This window comes from Nostoc sp. CCY0012 (genome assembly GCF_963920855.1).
Lineage (GTDB): Bacteria > Cyanobacteriota > Cyanobacteriia > Cyanobacteriales > Nostocaceae > Cyanocohniella.
The window spans coordinates 44346-69458 of the sequence record NZ_CAWUDM010000006.1 but is presented as its reverse complement, the minus strand read 5'-3'; the positions used below and the strand labels follow the sequence as shown (position 1 = coordinate 69458).

At 40.3% G+C, this 25113-nt stretch carries 29 protein-coding genes; 17 read left to right on the top strand and 12 right to left on the bottom strand.

All coding sequences use genetic code 11. From position 1 onward, the window contains the following. The first annotated feature begins 81 nt into the window (after positions 1-81). The gene (locus tag ACM0OS_RS02790) at positions 82-999 is read left to right on the top strand and encodes an AEC family transporter (RefSeq protein WP_414541625.1); all 918 of its coding nucleotides are present in this window, start codon (positions 82-84) and stop codon (positions 997-999) included. 16 nt (positions 1000-1015) lie between these two features. Here ACM0OS_RS02790 and ACM0OS_RS02785 read toward each other — a convergent pair whose 3' ends face one another. Next, positions 1016-2116, bottom strand: coding sequence for a tetratricopeptide repeat protein (locus tag ACM0OS_RS02785; RefSeq protein WP_414541624.1), 1101 nt, complete (start codon positions 2114-2116; stop codon positions 1016-1018). Between the two features lie 89 nt (positions 2117-2205). On the opposite strand from ACM0OS_RS02785, the gene ACM0OS_RS02780 reads away from it, so the two are divergent. Further along, entirely contained in the window at positions 2206-2859 is a 654-nt protein-coding gene (locus ACM0OS_RS02780) for a class I SAM-dependent methyltransferase (protein ID WP_414541623.1), read from the top strand. Between the two features lie 93 nt (positions 2860-2952). Here ACM0OS_RS02780 and ACM0OS_RS02775 read toward each other — a convergent pair whose 3' ends face one another. From ACM0OS_RS02775 to ACM0OS_RS02755, 5 genes are all read right to left on the bottom strand, one after another. Then, complete coding sequence (locus tag ACM0OS_RS02775) at positions 2953-3258, bottom strand: hypothetical protein (protein WP_414541622.1); 306 nt, start codon at positions 3256-3258, stop codon at positions 2953-2955. A gap of 244 nt (positions 3259-3502) precedes the next feature. Beyond that, entirely contained in the window at positions 3503-3964 is a 462-nt protein-coding gene (locus ACM0OS_RS02770) for an NADAR family protein (RefSeq protein ID WP_414541621.1), read from the bottom strand. Positions 3965-3992: 28 nt separating this feature from the next. Next, positions 3993-5843, bottom strand: a complete 1851-nt coding sequence (locus ACM0OS_RS02765; RefSeq protein ID WP_414541620.1) for a sensor histidine kinase — start codon at positions 5841-5843, stop codon at positions 3993-3995. 6 nt (positions 5844-5849) lie between these two features. Next, positions 5850-6749 carry a phosphate/phosphite/phosphonate ABC transporter substrate-binding protein gene (locus tag ACM0OS_RS02760; protein ID WP_414541619.1) on the bottom strand — a complete coding sequence of 300 codons (900 nt, stop codon included), beginning with the start codon at positions 6747-6749 and terminating at the stop codon, positions 5850-5852. Positions 6750-7135: 386 nt separating this feature from the next. Continuing rightward, positions 7136-7459, bottom strand: coding sequence for a DUF6464 family protein (locus ACM0OS_RS02755; protein WP_414541618.1), 324 nt, complete (start codon positions 7457-7459; stop codon positions 7136-7138). 97 nt (positions 7460-7556) lie between these two features. On the opposite strand from ACM0OS_RS02755, the gene ACM0OS_RS02750 reads away from it, so the two are divergent. From ACM0OS_RS02750 to ACM0OS_RS02730, 5 genes are all read left to right on the top strand, one after another. Next, positions 7557-8663: a PEP-CTERM sorting domain-containing protein gene (locus tag ACM0OS_RS02750; protein WP_414541617.1), complete on the top strand. Its 1107-nt coding sequence runs from the start codon at positions 7557-7559 to the stop codon at positions 8661-8663. A gap of 149 nt (positions 8664-8812) precedes the next feature. Beyond that, positions 8813-9550 (top strand): RNA methyltransferase, encoded by a 738-nt coding sequence (locus ACM0OS_RS02745; RefSeq protein ID WP_414541651.1) that lies wholly within the window; start codon positions 8813-8815, stop codon positions 9548-9550. Positions 9551-9821: 271 nt separating this feature from the next. Further along, positions 9822-11324: a serine hydrolase gene (locus tag ACM0OS_RS02740; protein WP_414541616.1), complete on the top strand. Its 1503-nt coding sequence runs from the start codon at positions 9822-9824 to the stop codon at positions 11322-11324. A gap of 17 nt (positions 11325-11341) precedes the next feature. After that, positions 11342-11710 (top strand): photosystem II reaction center protein Psb28, encoded by a 369-nt coding sequence (psb28, locus tag ACM0OS_RS02735; protein ID WP_414541615.1) that lies wholly within the window; start codon positions 11342-11344, stop codon positions 11708-11710. Between the two features lie 102 nt (positions 11711-11812). Beyond that, a complete protein-coding gene (locus ACM0OS_RS02730; RefSeq protein ID WP_414541614.1) occupies positions 11813-12703 on the top strand; it encodes a hypothetical protein in 891 nt (296 codons plus the stop codon). Positions 12704-12723: 20 nt separating this feature from the next. Here ACM0OS_RS02730 and ACM0OS_RS02725 read toward each other — a convergent pair whose 3' ends face one another. Beyond that, entirely contained in the window at positions 12724-13485 is a 762-nt protein-coding gene (locus tag ACM0OS_RS02725) for an anti-sigma factor domain-containing protein (protein WP_414541613.1), read from the bottom strand. Positions 13486-13487: 2 nt separating this feature from the next. Next, a complete protein-coding gene (locus ACM0OS_RS02720; protein ID WP_414541612.1) occupies positions 13488-14045 on the bottom strand; it encodes a sigma-70 family RNA polymerase sigma factor in 558 nt (185 codons plus the stop codon). 230 nt (positions 14046-14275) lie between these two features. Between ACM0OS_RS02720 and ACM0OS_RS02715 the strand changes: the two genes are divergently transcribed. From ACM0OS_RS02715 to ACM0OS_RS02670, 10 genes are all read left to right on the top strand, one after another. After that, positions 14276-14881 (top strand): cupin, encoded by a 606-nt coding sequence (locus ACM0OS_RS02715; RefSeq protein ID WP_414541611.1) that lies wholly within the window; start codon positions 14276-14278, stop codon positions 14879-14881. A 57-nt stretch (positions 14882-14938) separates the two neighbouring features. Continuing rightward, positions 14939-15337 carry a hypothetical protein gene (locus tag ACM0OS_RS02710; RefSeq protein WP_414541610.1) on the top strand — a complete coding sequence of 133 codons (399 nt, stop codon included), beginning with the start codon at positions 14939-14941 and terminating at the stop codon, positions 15335-15337. A gap of 500 nt (positions 15338-15837) precedes the next feature. Continuing rightward, a complete protein-coding gene (locus ACM0OS_RS02705) occupies positions 15838-16146 on the top strand; it encodes an ArsR/SmtB family transcription factor (RefSeq protein WP_228058711.1) in 309 nt (102 codons plus the stop codon). Positions 16147-16167: 21 nt separating this feature from the next. After that, positions 16168-17022 (top strand): phosphate ABC transporter substrate-binding protein, encoded by an 855-nt coding sequence (locus ACM0OS_RS02700; protein WP_414541609.1) that lies wholly within the window; start codon positions 16168-16170, stop codon positions 17020-17022. Further along, entirely contained in the window at positions 16979-17857 is an 879-nt protein-coding gene (pstC, locus tag ACM0OS_RS02695) for a phosphate ABC transporter permease subunit PstC (RefSeq protein ID WP_414541608.1), read from the top strand. The genes ACM0OS_RS02700 and pstC overlap by 44 nt, the downstream gene beginning before the upstream one ends. Beyond that, complete coding sequence (pstA, locus tag ACM0OS_RS02690; RefSeq protein WP_414541607.1) at positions 17850-18680, top strand: phosphate ABC transporter permease PstA; 831 nt, start codon at positions 17850-17852, stop codon at positions 18678-18680. The genes pstC and pstA overlap by 8 nt, the downstream gene beginning before the upstream one ends. Continuing rightward, on the top strand, positions 18677-19480 hold the full coding sequence (locus tag ACM0OS_RS02685) for a phosphate ABC transporter ATP-binding protein (RefSeq protein WP_414541606.1): 804 nt from the start codon (positions 18677-18679) through the stop codon (positions 19478-19480). Before pstA ends, ACM0OS_RS02685 begins: the two co-directional genes overlap by 4 nt. 168 nt (positions 19481-19648) lie before the next feature. Next, entirely contained in the window at positions 19649-20617 is a 969-nt protein-coding gene (arsM, locus tag ACM0OS_RS02680; protein ID WP_414541605.1) for an arsenosugar biosynthesis arsenite methyltransferase ArsM, read from the top strand. Between the two features lie 233 nt (positions 20618-20850). Further along, positions 20851-21870, top strand: coding sequence for an arsenosugar biosynthesis radical SAM (seleno)protein ArsS (gene arsS / locus ACM0OS_RS02675; protein ID WP_414541604.1), 1020 nt, complete (start codon positions 20851-20853; stop codon positions 21868-21870). Between the two features lie 205 nt (positions 21871-22075). Beyond that, positions 22076-22378, top strand: a complete 303-nt coding sequence (locus ACM0OS_RS02670; RefSeq protein WP_414541603.1) for a hypothetical protein — start codon at positions 22076-22078, stop codon at positions 22376-22378. On the opposite strand, the gene ACM0OS_RS02665 is transcribed toward ACM0OS_RS02670, so the two are convergent. From ACM0OS_RS02665 to ACM0OS_RS02650, 4 genes are all read right to left on the bottom strand, one after another. Beyond that, positions 22301-23107, bottom strand: coding sequence for an anti-sigma factor domain-containing protein (locus tag ACM0OS_RS02665; protein WP_414541602.1), 807 nt, complete (start codon positions 23105-23107; stop codon positions 22301-22303). The two genes, ACM0OS_RS02670 and ACM0OS_RS02665, sit on opposite strands and share 78 nt — an antisense overlap. Next, entirely contained in the window at positions 23100-23705 is a 606-nt protein-coding gene (locus tag ACM0OS_RS02660; protein WP_414541601.1) for a sigma-70 family RNA polymerase sigma factor, read from the bottom strand. Before ACM0OS_RS02660 ends, ACM0OS_RS02665 begins: the two co-directional genes overlap by 8 nt. A gap of 198 nt (positions 23706-23903) precedes the next feature. After that, positions 23904-24179, bottom strand: coding sequence for a hypothetical protein (locus tag ACM0OS_RS02655; RefSeq protein WP_414541600.1), 276 nt, complete (start codon positions 24177-24179; stop codon positions 23904-23906). Positions 24180-24341: 162 nt separating this feature from the next. After that, positions 24342-24923 (bottom strand): hypothetical protein, encoded by a 582-nt coding sequence (locus ACM0OS_RS02650; protein WP_414541599.1) that lies wholly within the window; start codon positions 24921-24923, stop codon positions 24342-24344. Positions 24924-25113 lie beyond the last annotated feature (190 nt).

Genomic DNA, 25113 nt, shown 5'->3' with positions numbered 1-25113 from the left:
CAATATTCATAACAAATTGTAGACTAGACAGAAATAAACATATTGGGTAGCATTTTACATCTATAATTCTTAGGCGCAATCTTGGCAAATCTCCTAGAACTATACGTCAAATTAGTGGGATTAGTCCTAGTAGGTTTTATTCTGGGACGTAAATTATCTAACACAGTTCCTAACCGTATAGGCCAGTTACTTTTTTGGGTGGGAGTACCTATAAGTATTGTAGCTTTTTTACGGGGAGCCGACTTGTCTGGGCAAATTTGGATTGCACCTGCGATCGCCTATATAGCCATTTTTTTAGGAGCATGTTTGGCTTGGGTGGGCATTCAAGGACAAGCTTATTTCACAAATACCATTTCCCAAAAGCCCACTCAAGGGAGCCTAATTTTAGGGGCTATGGTAGGTAACACAGGTTATCTTGGCTTTCCCATCACCTTAGCGATGGTAGGACAAGAATATTTTGCCTGGGCTTTATTCTACGATTTGTTGGGGTCACTGTTCGGGGCTTATGGCTTAGGTGTAGTATTAGCATCTCATTATGGTGGTGGTACTAGTAATTATAGGCACATGACAAAGGCTATATTAATTAATCCTGCCCTGTGGAGTTTTGGCGTGGGCTTACTATTTCGGGAAATAAAACTTCCCAACTTTGTAGAATTTAGTCTGGAGAAATTAGGTTGGAGTGTCGTTGCTTTGTCTCTAGTATTAATTGGAATGCGACTTTCTCGACTAAATTCTTGGCATAGACTACCACAGGCAGGGATCAGCTTAGTAATTAAAATGTTACTAGTTCCCTTAGTTGTTGGCAGCACATTACCATTTTTTGGTGTAACTGGTGAACCAGCCCAGGTGATTGTCTTACAAATGGCTATGCCGCCAGCATTTGCCACATTAGTAATAGCCGAAACCTTTAATCTTGATCGTGACCTTGCGGTTACCTCCTTAGCCGTGGGATCTATGGTATTACTAGTTACACTTCCTGTGTGGTTATGGATATTTTAATGTACTCTTGGCCACGTTAACTATTTGTTGATTTTTCCTGCTGATATTGCATTGCTTTAGCATAGTCTCCCAAGGCATAGCAAGCGACTTTTAAACTCGCTAGGGATTGGTCTTCAATGCGGTGGTCTTTAATTTTTCTGGCTAACAATAAACGTTCTTCATAATATTTAATCGCCTTTTTATAGTCACCTAAAGCTTCACAAGCAACCCCTAAACTACCAAGAGATTGTTCTTCACTACGCTGATCTTTGAGTTCTTTGGCTAATTGCCAACGCTCTTCATAATAAAGAATAGCTTTGCCGTAATTGCCTGTAGCATAACAAGCATTACCGAGATTTTTGAGTACCTGAGAAGCACTACGAAGATGGTTAAGTTTGCGGGCTATTCTCACACATTTTTCATAGTAGGCGATCGCTTGCGGATAATCATCCAACGCATAGTAAGCATTACCGAGGTTTTTAAGTACCTGTTCCATCCCCCAATTATCTTGAAGTTCTTGGACAATTTCTAAACTTTGTTTTTGATACTCAATGGCTTTTTTAAAGTTACCCACAGCTTTATAGACTAATCCGAGATTATTTAATGCTGCAACTTGACTTCTCTGATTAGACATCTGACGGGTAATTTTCAAACACTCTTCTAGATACTTAATTGCCTTGTTATGCTCATTTAAATGACGATAAGAATTACCCAAGTGAGAAAATGCCTGCATCTGTATCGATAAATCTTGGTTAGCTTTATCCAAGGACAGACATTGCTGGGAGTAAGCAATAGTGCTTTTGTAATCCCCTGAGGCATAGGTTAAAAGTGCTAGACAAGACAGTGCTTGTTCTTGATTTTCTATATCTTCAACTGCTTGAAACATTTCTAGGGCTTGTTGTAAAGACTGTAAAGCAGCTATGACTTCACCAGCTTGCTGCTGTTTCATGCCTTGATGCAGTAGCTTGCTTGCTTCCGATAACTGGTCTTCACTTTCTTGTGACAAAACCATTTCCCCCAATGAATTTTGGTCAAATTCATGAGTAATTGTGTTGCGTTTGATTTGTTTCAAGTGTTTTGTAGGCACTTGCAAAGGAAGTGTTTTGTTAATACTCTGGCTAGATTCACCGTTGGGCATCGACCAATTCCTGTTAAGTTTGGTGATAAATCTATTGTTCCCAAAACTGTAGTTTTATTTTCATCGGCTAAATAACAGGGAGATTAATCATGCAAAGACTGCTGGAACCAGAAGTTATGGATACCTGGGAAGAAGCCATTGAGTATGATGCAATGGACTTCACTGAGGTAAATACAGCTTTTGCGAAAGAAGCGATCGCTTTGGGGCCAAAAGAACAGGGTTTAGTCTTAGATGCTGGTACTGGCCCTGGGCGGATTCCTGTCTTAATGTCTCAAATGCGTCCCCAATGGCAAATTATTGCTATTGATTTAGCAGCGAATATGTTACAAATTGCCTCACAACATGTGCAACAAGCCGGGTTACAACAGCAAATTCGCTTGGAATTGGTTGATGCTAAACAATTACCTTATGAAGATGGCGTGTTTGATCTGGTTATTTCCAATAGCCTAGTTCATCATTTACCCGATCCTCTACCGTTTTTCCAAGAACTGAAGCGCGTCACCAAATCCCACAGTGGTATTTTCATCCGCGATTTATTGCGCCCAGTTGATGAGGTGACGATGAATAGCTTGGTAGAAAGTATCGGTGATGAATACGACACCCAGCAGAAAAAATTATTTCGTGATTCTCTCCACGCTGCACTGACAATAGATGAGGTGAATCAGTTAATTTCGGCTGCAAATTTGACTGGGGTGGCGGTTTATCAGTCAAGCGATCGCCATTGGACAGCTAAACGAGGTTAGAGTTTGCCAATGATAAAAAAATTAGGTGCGTTTTTGTTTACACAGACCACACATACGCACCTTCCCTTTCTAGCGGGTAATTTGACAAAATGCTTATGATCGATTCATGGGTGTTTTTGTACTCCACACTTGTTCAAATTCAGCTTTGGTAATGCCAAATTCTTGAATATCCTCTGCACCTAAAGGTTTATCGCATAACATGCCATGATTATCTGAAAAGTGGCTACCGTCATAAAATAAGACGTTGCCATTTTCGTAAACCTCTATTTGTCGCACGGCACATAAATCATGGCCCACTTCCATAAAATAGGTGCTGGTACCCCAATCATCATAGTCACCGCCCAGAGATTCATCCCAGAACCATTTGCAATATTTCTTGATTTGTGTTGATAGAGACATAATTTCTTTACTCCTATAAGGGATTGCTGCTTTCAAGCTACTCTACGAGAATCTGCTTTTCTGATGTTGAGACAAGTGTGTCTTGAAAACTTGTGTGCAGCAACACGCTCTTGCAAGATAAGACTCTACGACAACTGGGTGGCTATCAAGATTAGTTTCACACTTTGAGATTGCTTTCCTCTAAGATACCCTTTGAGACGTCTGCAAGAGCAAGCATTAACAACAATAGTATTATTTTAACGTATTATTCTCCCCCATTGTCTTGTTCGTGAGGATGACGCAGAATCTCACGCACTTCCATTAATATGATGCCCAACATATTTTTGCCGCTACCATTAGCACCACAACCCCAATAGTAGTCAATGGGTGAATTTTCCACGATTTCTTCATTATCTGTGGATAATAAAATTTCCCGAATATCCTTGTGAGTTTCAAATTTACGCAACACCGCTTTTCGCATGACATCATCTTTAACTTCAGTCCAGTCTGGACGCAGAGGACGACTTCTGTCACGCCCCATGTTTGCTGCATCTTTAGGAGTTTTGACTAAGCGTATTTTTTCTACATGAAATGTACCCAGAAATTTCTGAGCTTGGAAATAGTGTTCGCTGGTATACCAATATAGATTATCTAATTCAAAGCCGTGGTATGAAAAATTAGAAAAACAGCCATATTGTTCGTTAGTGGTGTAAAAATAGATGGTCATTCAATTTATACTCAAGAATATTAATGACTTAATTAGATATACTTTTAATCGGTAAGGTAATAATAAATTCTGTTCCTTGTTCTAGTTCTGAAAATACTTCTATTTTACCTTTGTGTTTGTCAATTATCTGGTAACAAATACTTAAACCTAATCCAGTTCCTTTACCTATCGGTTTAGTAGTGAAAAAAGGATTAAATAACTTATTGATGATTTCCGGGGAAATTCCGGCACCGTTATCTCGAATTTTGACTTTGATGTAATGCTCATCTATTCTTAATGTATCTATAATTATATTTTTATCTGATTGTATTTTTTGTTCTAATAAGGCATCTATGGCATTACTGATAATATTCATAAATACTTGATTTAGTTGAGCCGGGTAACATTCAACTAAAGGTAAATTTCCATATTGTTTAATAACTACAATTTCATGTTTAATTCTGTGATTCAAAATCAATAAAGTATTGTCAATACCTTCATGAATATCTACATCTTTCATGTCAGCTTCATCTAGCCGGGAAAAATTACGTAAAGATAAAACAATTTCCCGAATACGTTGGGCGCCCATTTTCATGGAAGCAAGTAAACTTGATAAATCTTTAGAAAGGAAATCTAAATCAATTTCTGCAATTTTTTCGGAGATTATCCAGCTGGCTTGTGGATACTCTTGCTGATATAAAGCTACTAAACTCAGTAAATCTTGAATATATTCATTGGCACACTGAATGTTACCGTAAATAAAATTAACGGGGTTATTGATTTCATGAGCAATCCCCGCTACCATTTCTCCCAAAGAAGACATTTTTTCTGTTTGAATTAATTGCCCTTGGGTTTCTTTCAAGTCTTGCAGAATTTTTTGTAAATCTTGGGTACGTTCTTCTACTCGTTGTTCTAGATGTTGACGTGCTAGTTCTAATTCTTGAGTGCGTTCTTCTACTCGTTGCTCTAAATGTTGACGTGCTAGTTCTAATTCTTGAGTATAATTCCCTACCCACTCTACTAATTGATTGAGAGAATTAGCTAAAGTCCCGACTTCATCATTACTGCTAATATTAGCTCTCAGTTGAAAATTTGATTCTTGTGTAATTTGTTTAGCAACATTAGTTACTAACTGTATGGGACGGGCAATTAACCTGCTAGTATATATTGCTAGTGCTGCGGCGATGGCAACCGAGAAAAACATACTTACTAAGATAACTTTGATTCGTAATTTTTGGGCAGAATCAAAGCTAATATTGGCATTTTTATTTTGAATTTCCGCAGATTTTATAATTTGCAGTAATTCATCTGATAGTTGATCAAACTTAATATTAATGTTAACGTCTTCATTTCCCTGAAGCTCTGTATAATATAATTTTCTTGACTCTTCTGATAATTCGCCAGTATCAAGTTTTTCCCATAGAGAGTTTATGATTTCAGTGTAGGAATTTGTGGTTGTTCTGTAATTATTTAATAAATGATTAAAATCAGCTTTATTGATTACCAGGTCATGAGGATAAGTATTGATAAATATTTCTAATTCAGATAAATTGTCCTTAAATTTATTTTGTTGATCGAAAAAAATATTTTTCTCAAATTCCAGCCAAATTGAATTTCCCCATACAGTAAATAATCGTTGTGGATGTAGTCGCAATCTAGTGACTGAATTTTCTAAATCTTTTAATAAAGATTGCTGTTGATAAGATAAATTTAACTGTTTATAAGCATATGTTTCGTTATGGTAAGCCAGCAACAAACCACTACTTGTTCCTATAAGAGAAATACTAATTGCTATAGTATATCCATAACCAATTTTCTTAGCGATGCTCCAGCGATTGGTTAAGTAATGTAGCCAGTGAAAATTTTTGCGGAAATTATTTTTATGTTGGGGATCATTCATTTTAATTCAATTTGATGAGAGAAAACTTCCTTGTCCTATTTTTTGATAAACTTCACGGATCATATTATAATCAGCATCATTAGCTGGGATGAATTTAGAACCTTTGTATGGTTGATTGACTGGAGAAACTAAAAGGCTTTGAATTAGTTTTTGTTGATTTTCAATCATGCGTGATCGCATATTTTCTATAAATTCCAAATTCATTTGATTACTGACAACAAATACATCACTGGGAAGTAGTGATCCTTTATTAAGGATAGTAAAATCTTTTTCAGAAAAACCTTCAGATTCCAAAACAGTTTTATATCGATCTGATGCAATTGTCCAAGCATCTACCTCACCTTTTTTCAAAGCTTTTACACCCGCATTACCCAACATCACAATCTTGACATCAGTATTAGGATCTAATCCAGCATCTATTAACATCTTTGTAGGAGCCAAATGACCTGATGTCGAACCAATACTTCGCATGGCAATTGTTTTGCCTTTCAAATCAATTAATGATTTAATTTTGCTATCGGCACGAACAACAATGATGGGATAATACTGACTGCGTTGAATAGCAACTATAGGAATAGCCTTAGCGCGAGAATTTAAAATTACATATTCTGATGGCCCGGCAAATATAATATCTACCTCACCAGATTGTAAAGCTGGTACTGCACCTGTACGATTTTGAACTGGAAAAAATTCAATGGGGATGTTTAATACTTCTTGTAATGCAGAGCGAAATGCTTCATAGTTCTGTTGTAATTCTTTAATACCAGTCGCATCGACAACTGCAAATTTAAGTTTTTTAGGCGCGGGTTGAACAGATTTTTTAGAACTACTATTAATGGGATTCAGTCCTGTGGTACATCCCCCAATAAATAAGATACTTCTATAAATTAAGATTCGCCTTTTCATGTATATTAATATTATTAATATTTACCAAAAATACAAGAATAGCCAATAATTCACCTATTAATCTTATTGTATTTTTTAAATGCAAGCTTCTGTAAGATTACCTAAATAATTTTTATGTTTTCAGCAGTTATTTAAAATTATCTGCCAATATTTTTGTACTCAGATGTATATAGGTTTTAAGCCTACTGGATAAACCTCCTAGTTTAAGAAAAGGTTATTAAGTAATAATGCTAGTAAATCCATTACCCAATTAACGTACAGCATAAAATACATACCCTAAACAAACTGAGGTTTCTGCTCAGTTACAGAGAAACCTGCATAAAAATATATTTCAATTTATTGATAATAATTGAGTTATTCAAGCCGCACTTAGTTGATGCAGTATTTTAAATTTTTTCACTAGCAGCTAATTCTCTGGGTTCATAGTGACGACAGCCCTGACAAGGGCCACTGGGGTTAACCGCACAGCGCATGTAGCCAGATCGAGCATTAAATTGACAACTGATGTCACCAATTAAGTAACCTACACCTTCTAAATAATAGCGATCGCCTTCAACTGGGCCAATATTTTGCCGGACGCGCACTCCTGTATAATTTATGGGTGCTTGCCTGATCCGTGGGCGTGTTCTTGTCTGGGTTTTACGCATTACCCACAGGGAAAATAAAGACGGCAACAAACCAACGGTAATCACTAAAAGTGTTTTCAGCACCTTTTTTACCTCTTTTATGCGCTGACTGCTCTTTTTTGATGTTACACCCCATTTTTTCCCAAAGTGCAATGACTAGGGCAGTTTGGCTTGATTGTTTTTGAACACCGATATAATCAGTGATTTTGAAGTTGGTTTGGATTATGTATCCGTAGCTACCGATATTAATGATGCTAGTCATGTAGTCGGTTATACATATTATCATAATCGCTTTAGACCTGGGTGGTTGTGGAGTGCTGAGAAAGGCAGAATCAGCATTCAAGATGGCCCAGAGATGTTTGATACTCATGCTATTTTACCAACTAGCATTAACAATGCCGGTCAAGTTGCACTATACAGAAAGACGACTGATTACGGCAGTTGGAGTGGTGTATGGAGCGAGAAAAGTGGCCTTATTTTTTTGGAAAGCAGTGTTTACTACCAAAGCAACGCAGCCTTAGGAATCAATAATCTGGGACAGGTAGTTGGATATACAGATTTTTCTTCTGAGCCAATATTTGACGAATTGGGCGAATTTGTTTTTATTGATGAGTGGAACTATCAAGCAGTTTTGTGGAATAGTAACACTGGTGAAAGGATTAGCCTTGGTGTTCTTCCGGGTCAAGAGAGAAGTTCTGCCCATGTAATTAATGATGCTGGTCTGATATTAGGATCATCTTATAACCACAGTGAAAATGCAGGTTTCTTTGACATTGTATGGAGCCAAGACACTGGTATGGTTGAAATCAGCACGTTCATAGGTGCTGATAGGGTTTATGGTATTGATATTAATAATTCCAATCAAATATTGGGATATTCCTGGGATAGTAATGGCGGCAGAAACTTTGTGTGGAGCCAAAGTACTGGTATGATTAGGCTCCCTTCAAATATACTTGCCAGAAAGTTTAATGATGTTGGTCAAGTGATAGGGTCTTGTGATGGCAGACCCTGCTTATGGAGCCAAAGAACAGGGCTTGTTGATATTATTTCTCTGATTGACCCTAGCTTAAATTGGGAACTGTTGAGTTTAACAGGTATTAATAACAAGGGACAAATTATCGGACAAGGCTATACACGCAACGAAGATAGTTATTTTGACGTTGTTCGCCCTTTCTTGCTGACTCCCAGAACTATTAGCAAAACCGTACCAGAACCAAACACAATCGGCGGTATATTGTTGGTGGGAATGGGACTAACTTATCTGCGTCGCCGTCAGCGTCAATTATAGTTTGTAGAATCAGAAGTTAGACCGTTACTTCACTGGAGCTTTAGGGTATGATTTGTACCTTAAACTCTTTTTTTTGTGAAACTTTCACCGTGAGGTAACTCTTAGGTAGAATGCACAAAATCAGCACAAGCGATCGCAGGAGGCAAAAAATGGGATTAGCTGGGTTAAGAATTATATTGGTGGAACCAGCTGGCCCGATAAATCTGGGTTCTATCGCCAGGGTAATGAAGAATTTTGGACTACATCATTTAGTATTAGTCAATCCCCAATGCGATCCACTGTCAGAGGAAGCTTTGAAAATGGCAGTTCATGCCAAAGAGATTTTAGAATCGGCGGTATTGGTAACCACATTACCAGAAGCATTGCAAGGATGTATCAGAGCGATCGCTACCACGGCTCGTGTACGTGATTGGGAAACACCTTTAGAAGCACCCAGGACGGCATTACCTTGGTTACTAGAGGCACCAGACCAACCCGCAGCCCTAATTTTCGGTAGAGAAGACCGGGGTTTAAGTAACGAAGAATTAAACTATGCCCAACGGTTTGTCCGCATTCCCACACATGAAAGTTATGCTTCCCTGAATTTAGCTACTGCTGTGGGCATCTGCTGTTATGAACTATCCCAACATGCAGCACCACCAGCAACACCAACCCCGAGACAAACTGAACTGGCTCCTTTGGATCTTGTAGAAACATACTACCAGCAATTAGAATCTCTACTACTAGATATTGGGTACTTGTATCCACATACAGCAGCTAGTCGCATGGAAAAATTCCGGCAGCTATATAATCGCGCTCACCTCCAAACTCAGGAGGTAGCTATGCTAAGAGGGATTCTCAGACAAATAGAATGGGCAATGAAAAACCACAGAGAAGATGAAAAGTAATAATTATTCGTTTAATATGTACGAAATTATTCCCCCAAAATAGTGAATATAGCTTAAACTAAACACAAAAATGCTACTGGGTAATCAAGGGTAATTTCCGCATCAAGCAACTTCAGAAGTAAGTTTTAAGTCAGGAATGAATCCAGAAACTGAAAAAATGGATCACTCTCCCTGAAAAATCTCTATAAATAAATTTCCATTAATTACGTTCGCGTTAGCGTGCCGTAGGCTCTATTACGAATTACGAATTATTAAGTCACAAGGAGTAACAGTGTCAGAGTCAAGTGACAACCTCAAAGCTTTTCCCCGGCGACAACCTACAAATCGCCGTTCGCGTCAGCGTCCAGACCAAAAAGTCGTTAAGAAAAAAGTCAAGGTTCCCATTCAGCCACAACGTGTTGCTAAACAAGAAGTGGCTCTCACTCGCTTCTCCCCTGTGATTCCCCCTTCTCCCGTCGCTACTGGGGCGCAGCGGTCAAAATCAAGGGTAGTTATGCCAACAGCAGTCAAACCCATTCCCCATGTGCAGCGAACCATACCAGCTTATAATCCCAGTCCGATGAAGTTAAAGACAGTACGGGCGCAGAAGCAGCCATCGCCCAAAGTAGCCAGACGTGTATCGCGGAAAACACGGTTAAAGCCAATGGCCAGAACTTTATTGTATGCTCTGCGGCTATTAATTGTCGGAGTTGGTATCGGCGCCATCGTGGGTACGGTATTGTCAATATTAGATCCGGCTACTCGAATGCCCACAAATCCGGCGGTACAATCTAACACTAGTAATGTGGGAACAAATCAGCCACAACCTACCCCCAATGCAGCTGCTAGTTTATACCTTTCCCAAGAAATCACTCCTTTGAAAGAGGCGGTGCAAAATTTGGCGGCTGCCAATGCCAATCTGACACCTGGTGTTTTCTTGGTTGATTTAGATACTGGTGCTTACGTAGATGTAAATGCCTCCACCCCTTTTTCGTCCGCCAGCACGATTAAAGTGCCAATTTTGATTGCCTTTTTCCAAGATGTCGATACCGGGAAAGTACGCCTGGATGAAATGCTAACGATGGAACAAGACATGGTGGCTGGTGGTTCGGGAGATATGCGATCGCAACCTGTCGGCACCCAGTACACTGCACTAGAAGTGGCTACGCGCATGAGTACCATCAGCGACAACACAGCCACCAATATGCTAATTGCCCGACTAGGAGGAATGGAGGCGCTAAATCAGCGTTTTCAAAGTTGGGGATTAACCCAAACTGCCATTCGCAATCCCCTACCAGATTTACAAGGCACAAATACCACCAGTCCCAAAGAATTGGGTAACTTGATGGCAATGGTGAATCGAGGCAATTTTGTGAGTATGCGATCGCGTGATTTAATGCTAGATATCATGCGCCGTACTGAAAGAAATCATTTATTGCCTTCTGGTTTAGGTTCAGGTGCTAGAACTTATCACAAAACAGGTGATATTGGCACCATGCTGGGCGATGTTGGTTTAATTGATATTCCCACAGGTAAACGCTACATCGCTGCTGTCATGGTACAACGCCCCCATAATGACCCAGCAGCCGAAAAACTGATTAGCTCGATTTCTCGCGTTGCTTATCAACAATTTAGCCAAAATTCTGTACCGAATAATCCGACAAATACTATTCCCCCCACTAGTTATCAAAACCCAGTCAGCAATTCCCCCACACCCAACCCAATGGGAAATACTGTCCCCCCAGGTGGAAATCAAACTCCTTTCTCGACTCCGCAATATTTTCCCTCTAGGTAAATTTTCGGTAATGGACTATGACATCTATCACCCCCTCTATTCAATTTTTTGCAGGTGTTTTTGAAGAACTGAGTAATATCAGTTTGCGGCGAGAAGTCCGCACCGGTAAACGTGTTGTTGTGATGCTCTTTAGTCAATTGCAAGCCTTGGAAAGATTCAATAGCTTCACCAAGCCATCTTTAAATTCCTTGGTGTTAACTGATGAAGAAGGCGAAATTAGTGTCACGCCTTCCGCAACCAAATTCATTTTCGGGGGTGACGAGGGTGATGAACTACAACGGGTAGAATGTCAATTTGAAGTTGAGCAAGATGACCATTGGGAGCGAGTCATGCGATTTCTGCATCGTTACGCTGAGGCGAATGGTATGGAATACGGAGAAACTTAGCAAATATAACTTCCAGGAAAATAAGAGAGTAATTTGTCGTACAGTACTATCAGTAATAACGACCAATAAATCCATTGGCTCGAAAATCAAGTTGCGGAAGTTATGACAACACCAATTCGCATTCTTTTGCAGACTACCATTCCTACAACTGAAGATGACTGGAGCATTTTCCGGTTTTCGCTGTTACAGGATTATCTCGCATCTATGCAAGACGCAATGGGAAAACCATTGTTTGAAGTTATAGCACGCGATCGCACCAGTGATGCAGAAGGTAATGACCCGGTTTTGAGTAGTTTGGGTGAGTCAGATTTTAACCAACTGTGGTTATTTGCTTTAGATACTGGCGAAGGGTTAACAGATCAAGATATTGCTGGGATTAACGCATTTCATCAGCGTGGAAGAGGAATTCTCACGACACGCGATCATCAGGATATGGGCTGTTCGATGTGTGGTTTAGTTGACATTGGTGATTTACATTATTTCAATACCCAAAATCCCGATCCTGATAATTCTCGTTGGAGTCGAGATGATCCACATACAACTTATATTTCTTGGCCTAACTACTATTCTGGCGCTAACGGTGACTATCAACAAATCACTCCAGTTACACCGATTCACGAACTGTTAAACAATCCCCTTTCTCCTTCTGGGTTCATTGAGTTTTTCCCATCACATCCCCACGAGGGTGGTATAGGAGTGTCTCCAGATAATCCCCATGCACGAGTAATTGCACTGAGTAAAAGTTTGGCTACAGGTCGGGATTTTAATCTGGTGGTAGCCCTTGATCACTATTCCGACGCACAGGGAAATCGTATAGGGCGTGTAGTAGCTAATTCGAGTTTCCATCACTTCGTGGATTACAATTGGGACATTACCAAAGGCTGTCCGACATTTGTGGATGAACCACCGGGAGATGGTATGAAATCAGAACCACGTGCTTTAGAAGACATTAAGATGTATGTGCTGAATGTGGCTTTGTGGCTAGCACAATAACCGATAGGACTCATACAGTTTCACAGTGAAATACTACCCTTCATCACAGTTTCTCCAGTTGGTTGGGAAATTTTTTTCAACGGTTCGATAGTGATCAAAGCCTGAGAAGAAACTGTCATATCATCATCTAAAGGCATTTGCATAAATACTTTTCCTTCAGAGTCAGGGTTAAATTCTCCACAATATACTTTTTTATGATCAACTACAGCCCATAAGCGATAAATTTGACCTTGGGGTAAGGTTGCTAAATTCTGAAGACTAAGTACAGCGACATCAGATTTTGGTACTATGACTAAACTTCCAGAGGCTGAATAAGTGACATCAGTTCCTTGAAATGACATCAAGCGATTACTAGGCTGACGCAACAAAGCGATCGCTTGTTTGTAGCCCGATAATTCCGTTTGGGCAGTAACTAATTCTCGATGTAAATTATAAGTATATAAACCAAACCCAAGGACAACAGAAGCTGTTACACTCCCCACAGCAGCCAGCCAAGCTTTTGGCAAAATGCGAACTCGGTTTGAGATTGCAGTAGGAGAATCGTTATTAGTCCTTGATGCAGCCTGCAATATTTGATCACCTAGCGTCGGAGAGGGTGTTGTTTCCGGTAAAGCTAAGGGAAGTAATGCTAAGGTTTTTTGTAAGCGGCTAACTTCATCATTTAATTCTGGATAAGTTGCCAATAATTCGTTAACAGTAGCCACCTCTTCTGGAGTCAAATCTCCAAAAACATAGCTTGCTAAAAGTTCTTTTAATTCATCAGATTCTCGAAAGTCTGCCATTGCTATTCCACCAAATCCTGCAACATTTGTCTGAGATATAACAAACCTTTACGTTTGTGTGTTTTCACCGTCCCTAAAGGCATATTTAAGTTATCGGAAATTTCTGATTGGCTCAACCCGTCATAATAAGACATCTCCAAAATCTGCTTTTGATTAGGAGGTAGTTCAGCCAACGCCTCACGTACACGTTGAGACATTTCTTCTAAAGAAACCTTATCCATTAAATTACTCGAATTATCAGGAGGAACGTTGCGGCTCCATCGTTGCAGACGTTGCCATTGTGCCTTGATTTGCCGATGACGATCAATAGCTTTTGATCTGGTTAAAGTTGTCAGAAAAACCAGCATAGAACCACGCTTTGAGTCATATTTCCCACTTCGCCACAGAGTAAGAAAGACTTCTTGTGTTAAATCTTCGGCTTCTTGGGCATTGCCTAACATTCGCAATGCCACTCGGTAAACTACCTCTCCATAGCGATCATAGAAGATACCTAAAGCCAGCAGGTTTCCCGAACGCAAAACCTGAAATACTTCGGTATCTGTTTCATTAGATAACACCATTATTTAAAGCCCAAATCTTGACATACTATCAAAAATATGATATTTTTTTTCTAAAAATACATTCTTGCCAATCTTGAACTTAATATTGATACGAACCTAACGCCAAAAAGGATTTACCTAACTCAAAATTTTGTTACCCAAACAATTAAACCGGGTAGCACTATGAGAGCAAAGGAGCTTTTAAGCGTGGTAAAAGCAGATACATAGCAATTATTGAGTTTTGAAAAGATATGGTAAGTCAAGATTGGTTAGTGACAGAAGAAGGCAAGTGTGAAGCTTGGGAAGAATTGGCAGATGACCTAGAATTATCGACAGGACAATATCGGCTCTATCGGTTTTTAACGGATCTAGAAGATATTCTGCATAAATTTCAGAGCGATAGCGATCGCCTCCAAGCAATTTGTCCCCTAGTACGGCGATTATTGACCAGTTCTGAATGGTTGCAAGGTGAATATCTTGAACCAGATCCACAAACAGGTTGGTCGGTACTTACTCTATATGATGAGCCAGATTTTCCCTTGACGGTGCAGACAGTCGCATGGTTGCCAGGAAGAGTATCACCAATTCATAATCATGCTACCTGGGGAGTTGTCGCACTGATTAGTGGAGAAGAAAAAAATACACTGTGGAGACGAACTGATAATCAAGGCGGTATTGAAAAAGTTGGCGAAATTATTTTAACTCCAGGAGATATTATTAGTTTGATGCCAGATGCAATCCATCATGTTGAAGCACTTGGTGAAGAACCGACAATTAGCTTCAATTTGTATGGCGAAACAAACTATGAACAGCGATTTGAATTTGATCCAGTTTCTGGTGCTGCAAAGAACTTTTGATGTACTTTCAGGAGTATCAACGTTTTCTAGAATGACTTATATAGTGAGAGAAATCCTATGAGTAGCGATCGCCGAATCTCTGTTGCATTGCTCTTGCTACGTTTGAGTGTATTTCTTGTTATGCTGATGTGGACTTTAGATAAATTTGTCAAGCCTGATCATGCAGCAGCAATCTTCAAGAAATTTTATTTGATTGGTGGACTAAGCAATGTCCCAATTTACATCATTGGAGCGATTCAGCTTGTAATAATCTTGGGATTTGTCGCAGGTTTCCAAAAGCGGTGGACTTACTTACTGGTGCTATTTTTCCATTCTGTTTCTACCTTCTCGTCCTTCCGTCAATACTTTGCTCCCTTTGAAAATCTGCTATTTTTTGCCGCATGGCCTATGTTAGCTGCTTGCTTTACCCTGTACTATCTCAGAGATTTAGATACCCTCTACACTGTTGACAAGTAGTATTTTTTGCTTCTATCTTTGACGAAAACAGGGAAGACTTCTCCTTCAACCGCTTCTCTTCGGAACAATACTTCAAAATTAGGCGTTGCATAAATGCGGGATGAAATCATAAAATTTGACTTTTACATCTCCTACCTTTTGCGCCTTTGCGACTTTGCGTGAGACAAAATCATCCCATTAATCAGCAACGCCCAAAATTAGTTTTGGAAAATTCTGATGTCTGCGGTGGGCTACTCTAACGCAGTCAGCCGCAGAAACATCTACAGACTTTCCGCAAAATTCACGCGTTGAAGACTTAGCGAATCCATTTTAGTTTTAGCTTCGTATCAACATTATGAATTGACAAAATTGTGTACTTAGTTAAAATTTATTCCACTAAGTACTAAGCGATCGCTCTGCGCCATATCCACAACTTCTAGCATTTGGGAGAAGGAAAGAACTATGATATAGACTTGAAAAATTTTTCATATCAATAGCCATTCAAACCATACCAAGGGTGAATGATGAACTCTAAAAATGTATCGTCCCCAGACTTTTGCGCCCGTCAACTCAAAGTTTTAGCAGATACAACACGTCTATCTGTTCTGAAAATTCTCATGGAAAGTCCTAAGCACGTAGGGGAACTGAATTCTGTTTTAAAGCTAGAGCAGAGTTTATTGTCCCACCATTTAAAAATCTTACGGGAGGCAGGTTTTGTAGAAGCAACACGAGATGGTAAGGCGGTACTTTACCATTTTGTACCTACCATTCGACAAGTAAACGCTGGTAAGGCAATTGATTTAGGCTGTTGTCTCCTCTGTTTTGAATAAAAATTTAGACGCAATTTTTCGATGAAACGACTCAAAACCATAGCATTTATTACTGTCGCTTTCACAATTGGCTTAGGGTTACAAGCTTGTACCCAACCATCCCCAACAGCTACTCAACCAACCAATAAATTACAAGGAAAGTTAGTTTTAACAGGCTCTAGTACAGTTGCACCATTAGCAGCAGAAATTGGTAAGCGATTTGAATCAGCGCATTCTGATGTGCGAGTAGATGTACAAACAGGCGGTTCATCTCGCGGTATGGCCGATGTGCAAACAGGCGTTGCCGATATTGGTATGGTGTCTCGCAGCCTCAAAGATGAAGAAAAAGACTTACAAGGTTTTGCGATCGCCCGTGATGGAATTGGCATAATTTTACACAAAGATAATCCAGTCAAATCCCTCTCAAATCAACAAGCTATTGATATTTATACGGGTAAGATTAACAACTGGCAACGAGTTAAAGGTAGCAATGCACCGATTACAGTTGTGAATAAAGCTGAGGGACGTTCTACCCTGGAATTATTTCTTGGCTACTTCCAACTAAAAAATAGCGATATTAAAGCATCGGTGGTGATCGGGGACAATCAGCAAGGAATTAAGACAGTAGCAGGTAATCCTAACGCCATTGGTTATGTATCAATTGGTACGGCTGAATTTAGCATCAATAACGGCGTGACCATTAAGTTATTGCCCCTGAATGGAATTACCGCCACTACAGAGAATGTCCAGAATGGGACGTTTCCCCTGTCCCGTCCTCTAAATTTGGTTACTAAAACCCAGCCTCAAGGCTTAGATCAAGCATTTATCGAGTTTGCACAATCACCACAAGTTCATGACATTGTTAAAAAACAAGATTTTGTCCCCATATCAAAGTGATATGGTTCTCCTGTGGATATTACGGGGACTAGCTCTAATTACAGGTATTATTGTTATCTTAATCACCACATTCTTATTACTCGAAGCGTTGCCCATACTGCGACAAGAAGGATGGTGGCGTTTTGTCAGCGATCGCTCTTGGCATCCGGTGCAAGGACTCTATAATTTGCTGCCCATGCTGTGGGGTAGTCTGTTGGTGACATTCGGTTCTGTAGTTTTGGCTGCACCTTTGGGCATTGGTTCGGCAATCTTTTGTCAGTATTATGCACCTCCTGTAGTTGGGGGATTGTATCGGCAGTTAATTAATTTACTGGCTGGTATTCCTTCTGTAGTTTACGGGTTCTGGGGTTTAGTCGTTCTTGTACCACTGATTGGCAAACTACAACCACCAGGAACAAGTTTGTTAGCGGGAATCGCCATTTTGACATTAATGATTTTGCCCACCATTGCTTTAACAGCAGAAGCCAGTTTTTCTGAAGTTCCCAACGAGTATTTACAAGGTGCCGCCGCCTTAGGAATTTCTCGCTGGGCAACAATTAGAAGCGTTGTTTTACCTGCTGCTAAGTCTGGTTTATTTACTGGTTTGATTTTAGGAACGGGGCGGGCGATTGGGGAAACAATGGCAGTGTTGATGGTTTGTGGCAATGTAGTCCAAACACCCACCAGCATATTTGACCCCGTTCGCACACTGACTGCGAATATCGCTTTAGAAATGGCTTACGCTACAGGAAATCACCGTTCAGCATTGTTTGTAAGTGGTTTGTTATTAATGGGAGCGATCGCCATTTTAGTAGTTGTTACTGAAAGCATGAGTAGGAGAAATATCTATGGCTAAAAAATTACCTACCCTTGTCTTTTGGGCGATCGCTTTATTTGTCACTGCTGTTTTCTGCTGGATTTTAAGCGATATCGTCTGGCACGGTGTCGGGCAGCTTGATTGGGAATTTCTCACAACTGCACCGCTTAATGCTGGGCGTGAGGGGGGAATTGCCCCGATTCTGATTTCTACTTGTCTAATTTTGGGGGTTTGTATGGCAGTTTCTCTCCCCCTTGGCGTTGGTACTGCCATACTGTTAGCCGAGTTTACCACCACGGAAAGTATGTTTGGGCGTTTAGTCCGGCGCAGCTTAGATGTATTGGCAGGAGTACCATCGATTGTCTTTGGCTTATTTGGCAACGCCTTTTTCGCAATTAAGTTGGGATTAGGCTTTTCAATTTTGTCTGGTGGGTTGACTTTAGCTTGTATGGTGTTGCCGATTCTCATACGTTCTACAGAAGCAGGACTACAAGCTGTTCCCAGCGAGTATCGCTTAGGGGCAGCAGCTTTAGGATTATCACGCACCACTACATTAGGGAAACTGCTCTTACCAGCAGCGACACCGGGGTTAGTTGTCGGTTTAGTGCTGGGAATTGGGAGAGCGATCGCCGAAACAGCAGCATTAATTTTTACCAGTGGTTATGTAGATCGGATGCCAGAGTCATTACTAGATTCGGGGCGATCGCTATCGGTGCATATTTTCGATTTATCAATGAATGTGGCTGGCGGAGATGCTAACGCCTACGCCTCTGCCTTAGTGCTGTTGATTTTATTGTTGCTGGTGAATGGTATGGCAACATGGACAGCTAAGTTTTGGTTAGCAGGAAGAATTACACCATGAAGCAATCTCAACTTAGACAAAATTCTCGGTTATCTCTGCCCTCAATGCAAACCGAACGACTGAGTTTATATTACGGGAAAAAAGCTGCTTTTACAGATGTCACCATGCCCATTCACGCCGGGAATATTACGGCATTGGTGGGGCCTTCTGGTTGTGGTAAAACCAGTTTTTTGAGTTGTCTCAATCGCTTGACTGATTTAATCCCTCATACCAAAGTAACGGGAAGCATTCGCTTAGATACTTTAGAAATTCTCAAGGAACGAATAGATGTAATTACCCTCCGTCGGCGTGTGGGGACAATTTTCCAAAAACCCAATCCGTTCCCCTTCTCAATTTGGAAGAATCTGGCATTTCCCCTACAAGAACACGGAATCAAAAACCGCGCCAAACTGAATTGGTTGATTGAAACCACACTGCAAGATGTCGGACTGTGGAACGAAGTTAAAGATAGACTGAATACTCCTGCTTTATCTTTATCTGGTGGACAAAAGCAGCGATTATGTATTGCCCGTGCTTTGGTTTTGCAACCAGAAGTTTTATTATTTGATGAACCCTGTAGCGCCCTCGATCCAATTTCTAGCGGAGTCGTTGAGGATTTAATTGCCAGTCTGCGGGGACGTTACACAATGGTAATTGTCACCCACAACCTCGCCCAAGCTAGACGCATTGGTGATTACGCTGCCTTGTTTTGGGTACAAGCAGAAGTAGGAAGATTAATAGAGTATGGTACAGTCGAGCAGATTTTTACCGCACCACAGCATGATTTGACCGATGCTTATGTAAATGGTATTCGGGGATAGTAAATCTTTTTTGGTTTCAGCTTCGTATCAACTTAAGAAGTTTTAGTAAATGCTCAAACTCACAAAAAATGTAATATTGATAACTTACATTCAAGTATTTCAATTTTTGTTTGAGATTTAAAAGCCCCAAAACCTTAATTTTACGAGTCATACAAGTAAAGGATTCTCATGACTTATCTAGAAACAACCGCTAAATTTTATACTGAAGTTGCCGAAACACCACAAGTTGGTTTGTGTTGTGTCCAAAGCAGTCCTCTACAGCTACCTGGACTCAAAATTCCCACCCAAATGCAGGAAATGAACTATGGTTGCGGTACGACTGTTCATCCCACTGAACTAGCTAACGACCCAACTGTACTTTATGTAGGTGTAGGCGGCGGCTTAGAAGCACTGCAATTCGCTTACTTCTCCCGCCGTCCAGGATCAGTGATTGCGATTGAACCAGTGGCGGCTATGCGGACAGCAGCCATGCGTAACCTAGAACTTGCTGCTCAAGAAAATGCTTGGTTTGAGCCGAATTTTGTTGAAGTTCGAGAAGGAGATGCTTTTGCTTTACCCGTTCCCGATGGTTCTGTAGATTTAGTAGCACAAAATTGTCTCTTTAATATTTTTAAACCAGCAGATTTACACCGAGCGTTACAGGAAGCATTTCGAGTGTTAAAGCCAAATGGACGCTTATTGATGAGTGATCCCATTGCTACACGTCCGATTCCCGAACATCTGCAAAACGATGAACGACTGCGGGCGATGTGTTTATCGGGAGCAATGACTTATGAGCAATATATTGAACATCTTGTAAAGGCTGGCTTTGGCCAAGTAGAAATTCGGGCGCGTCGTCCTTACCGCATCCTCAATCGCCAAAATTATAATTTAGAAGCACATTTACTTTTAGAAAGTCTTGATTCTGTAGCCTTTAAAGTGCCAATTCCTGAAGATGGTGCTTGCATTTTTACAGGTAAAACAGCGATTTACACTGGAATAGAACCCTTATTTGATGACCAAGCAGGACATATTCTGCAACAAGGAGTACCTGCGGCGGTATGTGATAAAACTGCTGCCAAATTAGCTGCATTCAATCCAGAAGAAATACTGATTACAGATTCAACTTGGCATTACAACGGTGGTGGCTGTTGTTAGTTATTCTTCTTTAAGTAAGAAAGCATAAATAATTAAAGGTTTGTAGTAAGGACTTTAGTCCTGTCTTTTCTAAGAGACGCGACGCATAACTTACTTATTTGTAATAGAAAAAAGAGGGCTAGAGCCACTTACTACTAACTTAATTGCCATATTATTACGTAAACAAATATAGTTTTATTTATGCCCACCAAATGCCTTAATTCAGTTTTTACATAAGAAATTGCAGGTGAAAAATGGTACAACAAAAAGTAATTCCTTTATCCTTAGATACAATCATCACACCTTTTAGCAAAAAGCTGGAGTCACCCCTAACTAAACAGCAAATTACTGTTTTACAAATCAATTTGGGTAAACGCTGTAATCTAGCTTGTAGCCACTGTCACGTAGAAGCCAGCCCAAAACGCACCGAAGAACTTTCACCAGAAATTTGCAACCAATTAATTGAATTAATCGAGAAATTTCCTGAAATTAAAGTTGTAGACCTGACAGGTGGCGCACCCGAAATGCTCTATGGTTTTAAACCAATTATCGAAGCGGCGCGAGCTAATGGTAAACAGGTAATTGTTCGCTCTAATTTGACTATTTATTTTGAAGCAGGTTTTGCAGATATCCCCAAATATTGCGCTCAAAATCAAGTCAGAATTGTGGCTTCTTTACCTTGCTATCTCTCCGATAACGTCGATAAAATGCGGGGAAATGGTGTTTATGATGCCTCAATTTGCGCTCTGCAATGGCTGAATAGTCTGGGTTATGGTGAAGACCCCAATTTAATGCTTGATTTAGTTTATAACCCTCAACTTCCCGTTATAGATAACTTTTCTCTTACCCCCAATCAAGATAGTCTGGAACAAGATTACAAAGAATTTTTACAAGACAACTTTGGCATTGTTTTTAACAATTTGTTCGCCATTACAAACTTACCAGTTGGACGGACTAAGTTGTATTTAGAACGAAAGAAACTGTACAGACCTTATCTCCATTTTTTAGCAGCAAATTTTAATTCTACTACAGTTGAACATTTAATGTGTAGAGATGAACTCTCTATTGACTATCTAGGTAATGTCTATGACTGCGACTTTAACCAGATGGAAAATCTACCATCAAAAACTCATGATGGGGAAATACTAACTGTTTCTAAGTTATTGGCATCTGGCACATTAAACTTAATTGAAGAAATCAGAACTGCACACTATTGTTACGGTTGTACTGCTGGATGTGGTTCTAGTTGTGGTGGCATTTTGGTTGAAAGTTAAGAAAGTTAAAGTTGTGGTTTTAGCAGCTAAAATTTCCTGATACTAAGTTGCGTTCAAACATAATATTCCTACTCCCTATTCCCTACTCCCGTAACCTTCGAGAAGCTACGCTCACCGCTGACGCTCACGGCGAAGCCTACCCCCAGCCCAAGTTACTATCTTTGACTGCAACTCGGTATGACTAAATGCTTGAGGTAATTTTTTGATGAAATTCAAAATTAAAGTTTTACTGAGCAGTATTTCTATCGTCGTCTTACTGTTAACTACATTAGTAGTGCAAGCTGGCGGAATAGATACTTTTAAACTGCGTTATTTTTCGCTGACTCAATACCTACATAATCAAGAACAGGCGCTAAATGACCTGCAAAAGCAAAATGTTGATCCGGCTAAAAATACGCCCATTGATTTAAACGAAATTCTCGCTGGAGGTTTAAATCTGCGAACTTTGCATGACTACAGTTCCAGTAGGACGAGAGACATTGGGGTTTGTCTCCAGTGTGACAATTAACCCGGAAAATTGAGGGTGAGAAAATTCTTGGTACATTTGAGTAGTGAATGGTAATTCAAAGGAAGCAGTTCCCCAAGAATAAGGCTTGACTTCACCACAGGGTAACTTTTCATTCTTCACAATTGTCCATAAAAAGTAGACATAACCAGGAGGTGGGGCGGGAAGATTTTGGAACACCATGACCGCCTTTTGTTGTTCGGGATTGATTACTATACTTCCGGAACTGTTACTGGTAGAGGCGACGGATTCAAAGGTAAACAATCGTGTTTGAGAATTTTGGAGTAGGCTTTTAACTGCTTGGGCTTGGACAAAATCCTGGCGTAAACGCTGGTTTTCTGCTGTGACAATCTGCAAATTTTGACGTAACCGATAGTAATCAACTCCCAAAACCACCACAAATAGTGCAGCAACACTACCAGCAATTATTCTCCATCGTAGTGGCGATCGCCTAGCAACTTTTGGGGAGTTTTGCCTAACTACCGTAGCCTGTATAGTTGAGTTTTCCGCTTGTTCCAGAATTTTTGGCAGCAAATGGGCTGGTGCTTCCACCTCAGTAAAGCCATCTAGCACTTGTCGCAGAACTTCCTGCAAATCATCAATTTCGGCAATCAGTTCTGGATGTTCATCAAGTAACAACTGAAACTCTTGAGCTTCTTCAGGGGTGAGATCATCGACGACAAACCCCGCAGCCAAGTTTTTGATGTGTTCGGGATCAAAAGATTTATTCATAGATTGACAAATCAGAATCTAGTAAGATGCGCTTGAGTTTTAGTAATCCTTGACGGGTGCAGGTTTTGACAGTGCCTAAAGGGATATTGATTTTTTGAGCAATTTCTGACTGACTTAATCCTTGGTTATAAGCTAGTTCGATTACTTGACGTTGCTTTTCGGGTAGTTGTGCTAAAGCGTTGTGAATGCGCCCCGATCGCTCGGCAACACTCGCCTGTTCAACAGGTGTTGGCTCTGGTGTAGCTTCATTTGTCATTGTTTGTCCCCACTTTTCCACAAGTTTGAGTTGTCTAGTCCGTGCGCGTAGCTTATCAATTGCCCGCGATCGCGTGACTGTCACCAAATAACGCACAAAAAAGCGACAATCGGGATTACTAGATGCTTTGCGCCACAGTGTTAAAAAAATTTCTTGAGTCAAGTCTTCAGCTTCTTGGGAATCAGCCAGAATTTTCAAAGCCAATCCATAAACTAAGCGACCATGACGATTAAACAAAACACTTAATGCGGCAGAATCGCCATTTTTGAGAGCCACAAATAAAGCTTCATCCGTCACATCGGTAAGCCCTGTAAAATTCGACTGGGATTGTTTAGGCTCCATGCGATTTTTAACCCATATCTAAACTAATACAGTCGCCAGTTTTGCATATTTTTTCTGTCATCAGCTCGCTCCACAACGCACACAGAGATATGTTTGCTTAAAAAAGCCGTCTATATAATATGACGACTGAGGGAGGCGATCGGATTTAGTGTTAGATGGGGATATTTGGATGGGGAGGGGGATGTAGGTTATAGTTCGTCAGGCGGTGTCGTCACCATTTGCAGATTTTGGCATCGACTTAATTAATGCCCTGAGTACCTTATTAACAGATTCTGGCGTTGTAAAAACTTGAGCAACATCTTCATCTAAAACCACAACTTTTAATAGTTGCCTTCCACCACGAGTTGCAAAACGATTTGGCTTTGCTTTTTTATAATCAAAGTAGTACTCACCTAGAAGCTCATCATTTGCATTTTGTGACTCTTCAAAAGGCGTTTTGCTCATAATCTTCACGCTCTCTTGCTTTTGACTCATCCCACTCAAATTCCATGTCCTAATCATAAGCGATCGCCTTTTATCAGACACACTTTTATTTTATCAAGGTTGTATCCGGTGGTAGCGATCGCTTTCATTAATTCTCCTCAAATATAGCTTTACAGGAACGTTATGCAACGCTTGATATCGTCGATATCAGTATTATCCCTTATGAATTTTATAGGTCACTGTGTAATCCCAACTCGAATACCATCCTCCTCTTTTCCGGAGAGTCCAAAACTGCGTGTGACTACCATTGGGAAGTGCTGAAATTGCCAAATCGTGCTTGAGTTGTCCCAATTCATCATCTTTATCCAGTTTCATCGCTAGTCCTACACCCGCAATTGCAAGCGGAATAACCAATCCGGCAATTTGGGCGGGTGGAATCGAAGTCGCTTTCAAGCCAGTAGAGATGGCGGCTCCCACTTTCGTCACCATATCACCATGTTTTGACCAGTCCTTATGAGCGTCTTCATCATATCCAGTCAAGGCAATGTACAAAGTGTGGTTTTCTGGCACGTCATCATCAAATATAATTCCGCCCCCGATACCAAAGCGCTTACGCTGCTTGTCGTTAATGCTAATCGGAACCGTCAATACAGGTCGAATTTTCAGATCATCGCTTGCTGATCCTAATCTTGAGTAAGAACCTACGCCACCCAAAATGAAAAATTCATCAGCACCGGTGACATCCTCGGTGTCACGGCAATATACATCAACTAACTCAATTCGAATTCTGGCCATTTTCCTTGACTCCATTTAGGGTTTGAGTTTACGAGAGTCCTTGACTCTGCCTTTCATAAACTACTCAGTGTATCCAATAAAAACACTGGTGTCATTATCCACATGGGTAATAATATTTTCAGGTTTCTGCATAACTATAGGAATCCGGTTTGATTCCTAAAATTATTTGCGTAGGCTGGGAGTGGGGAGT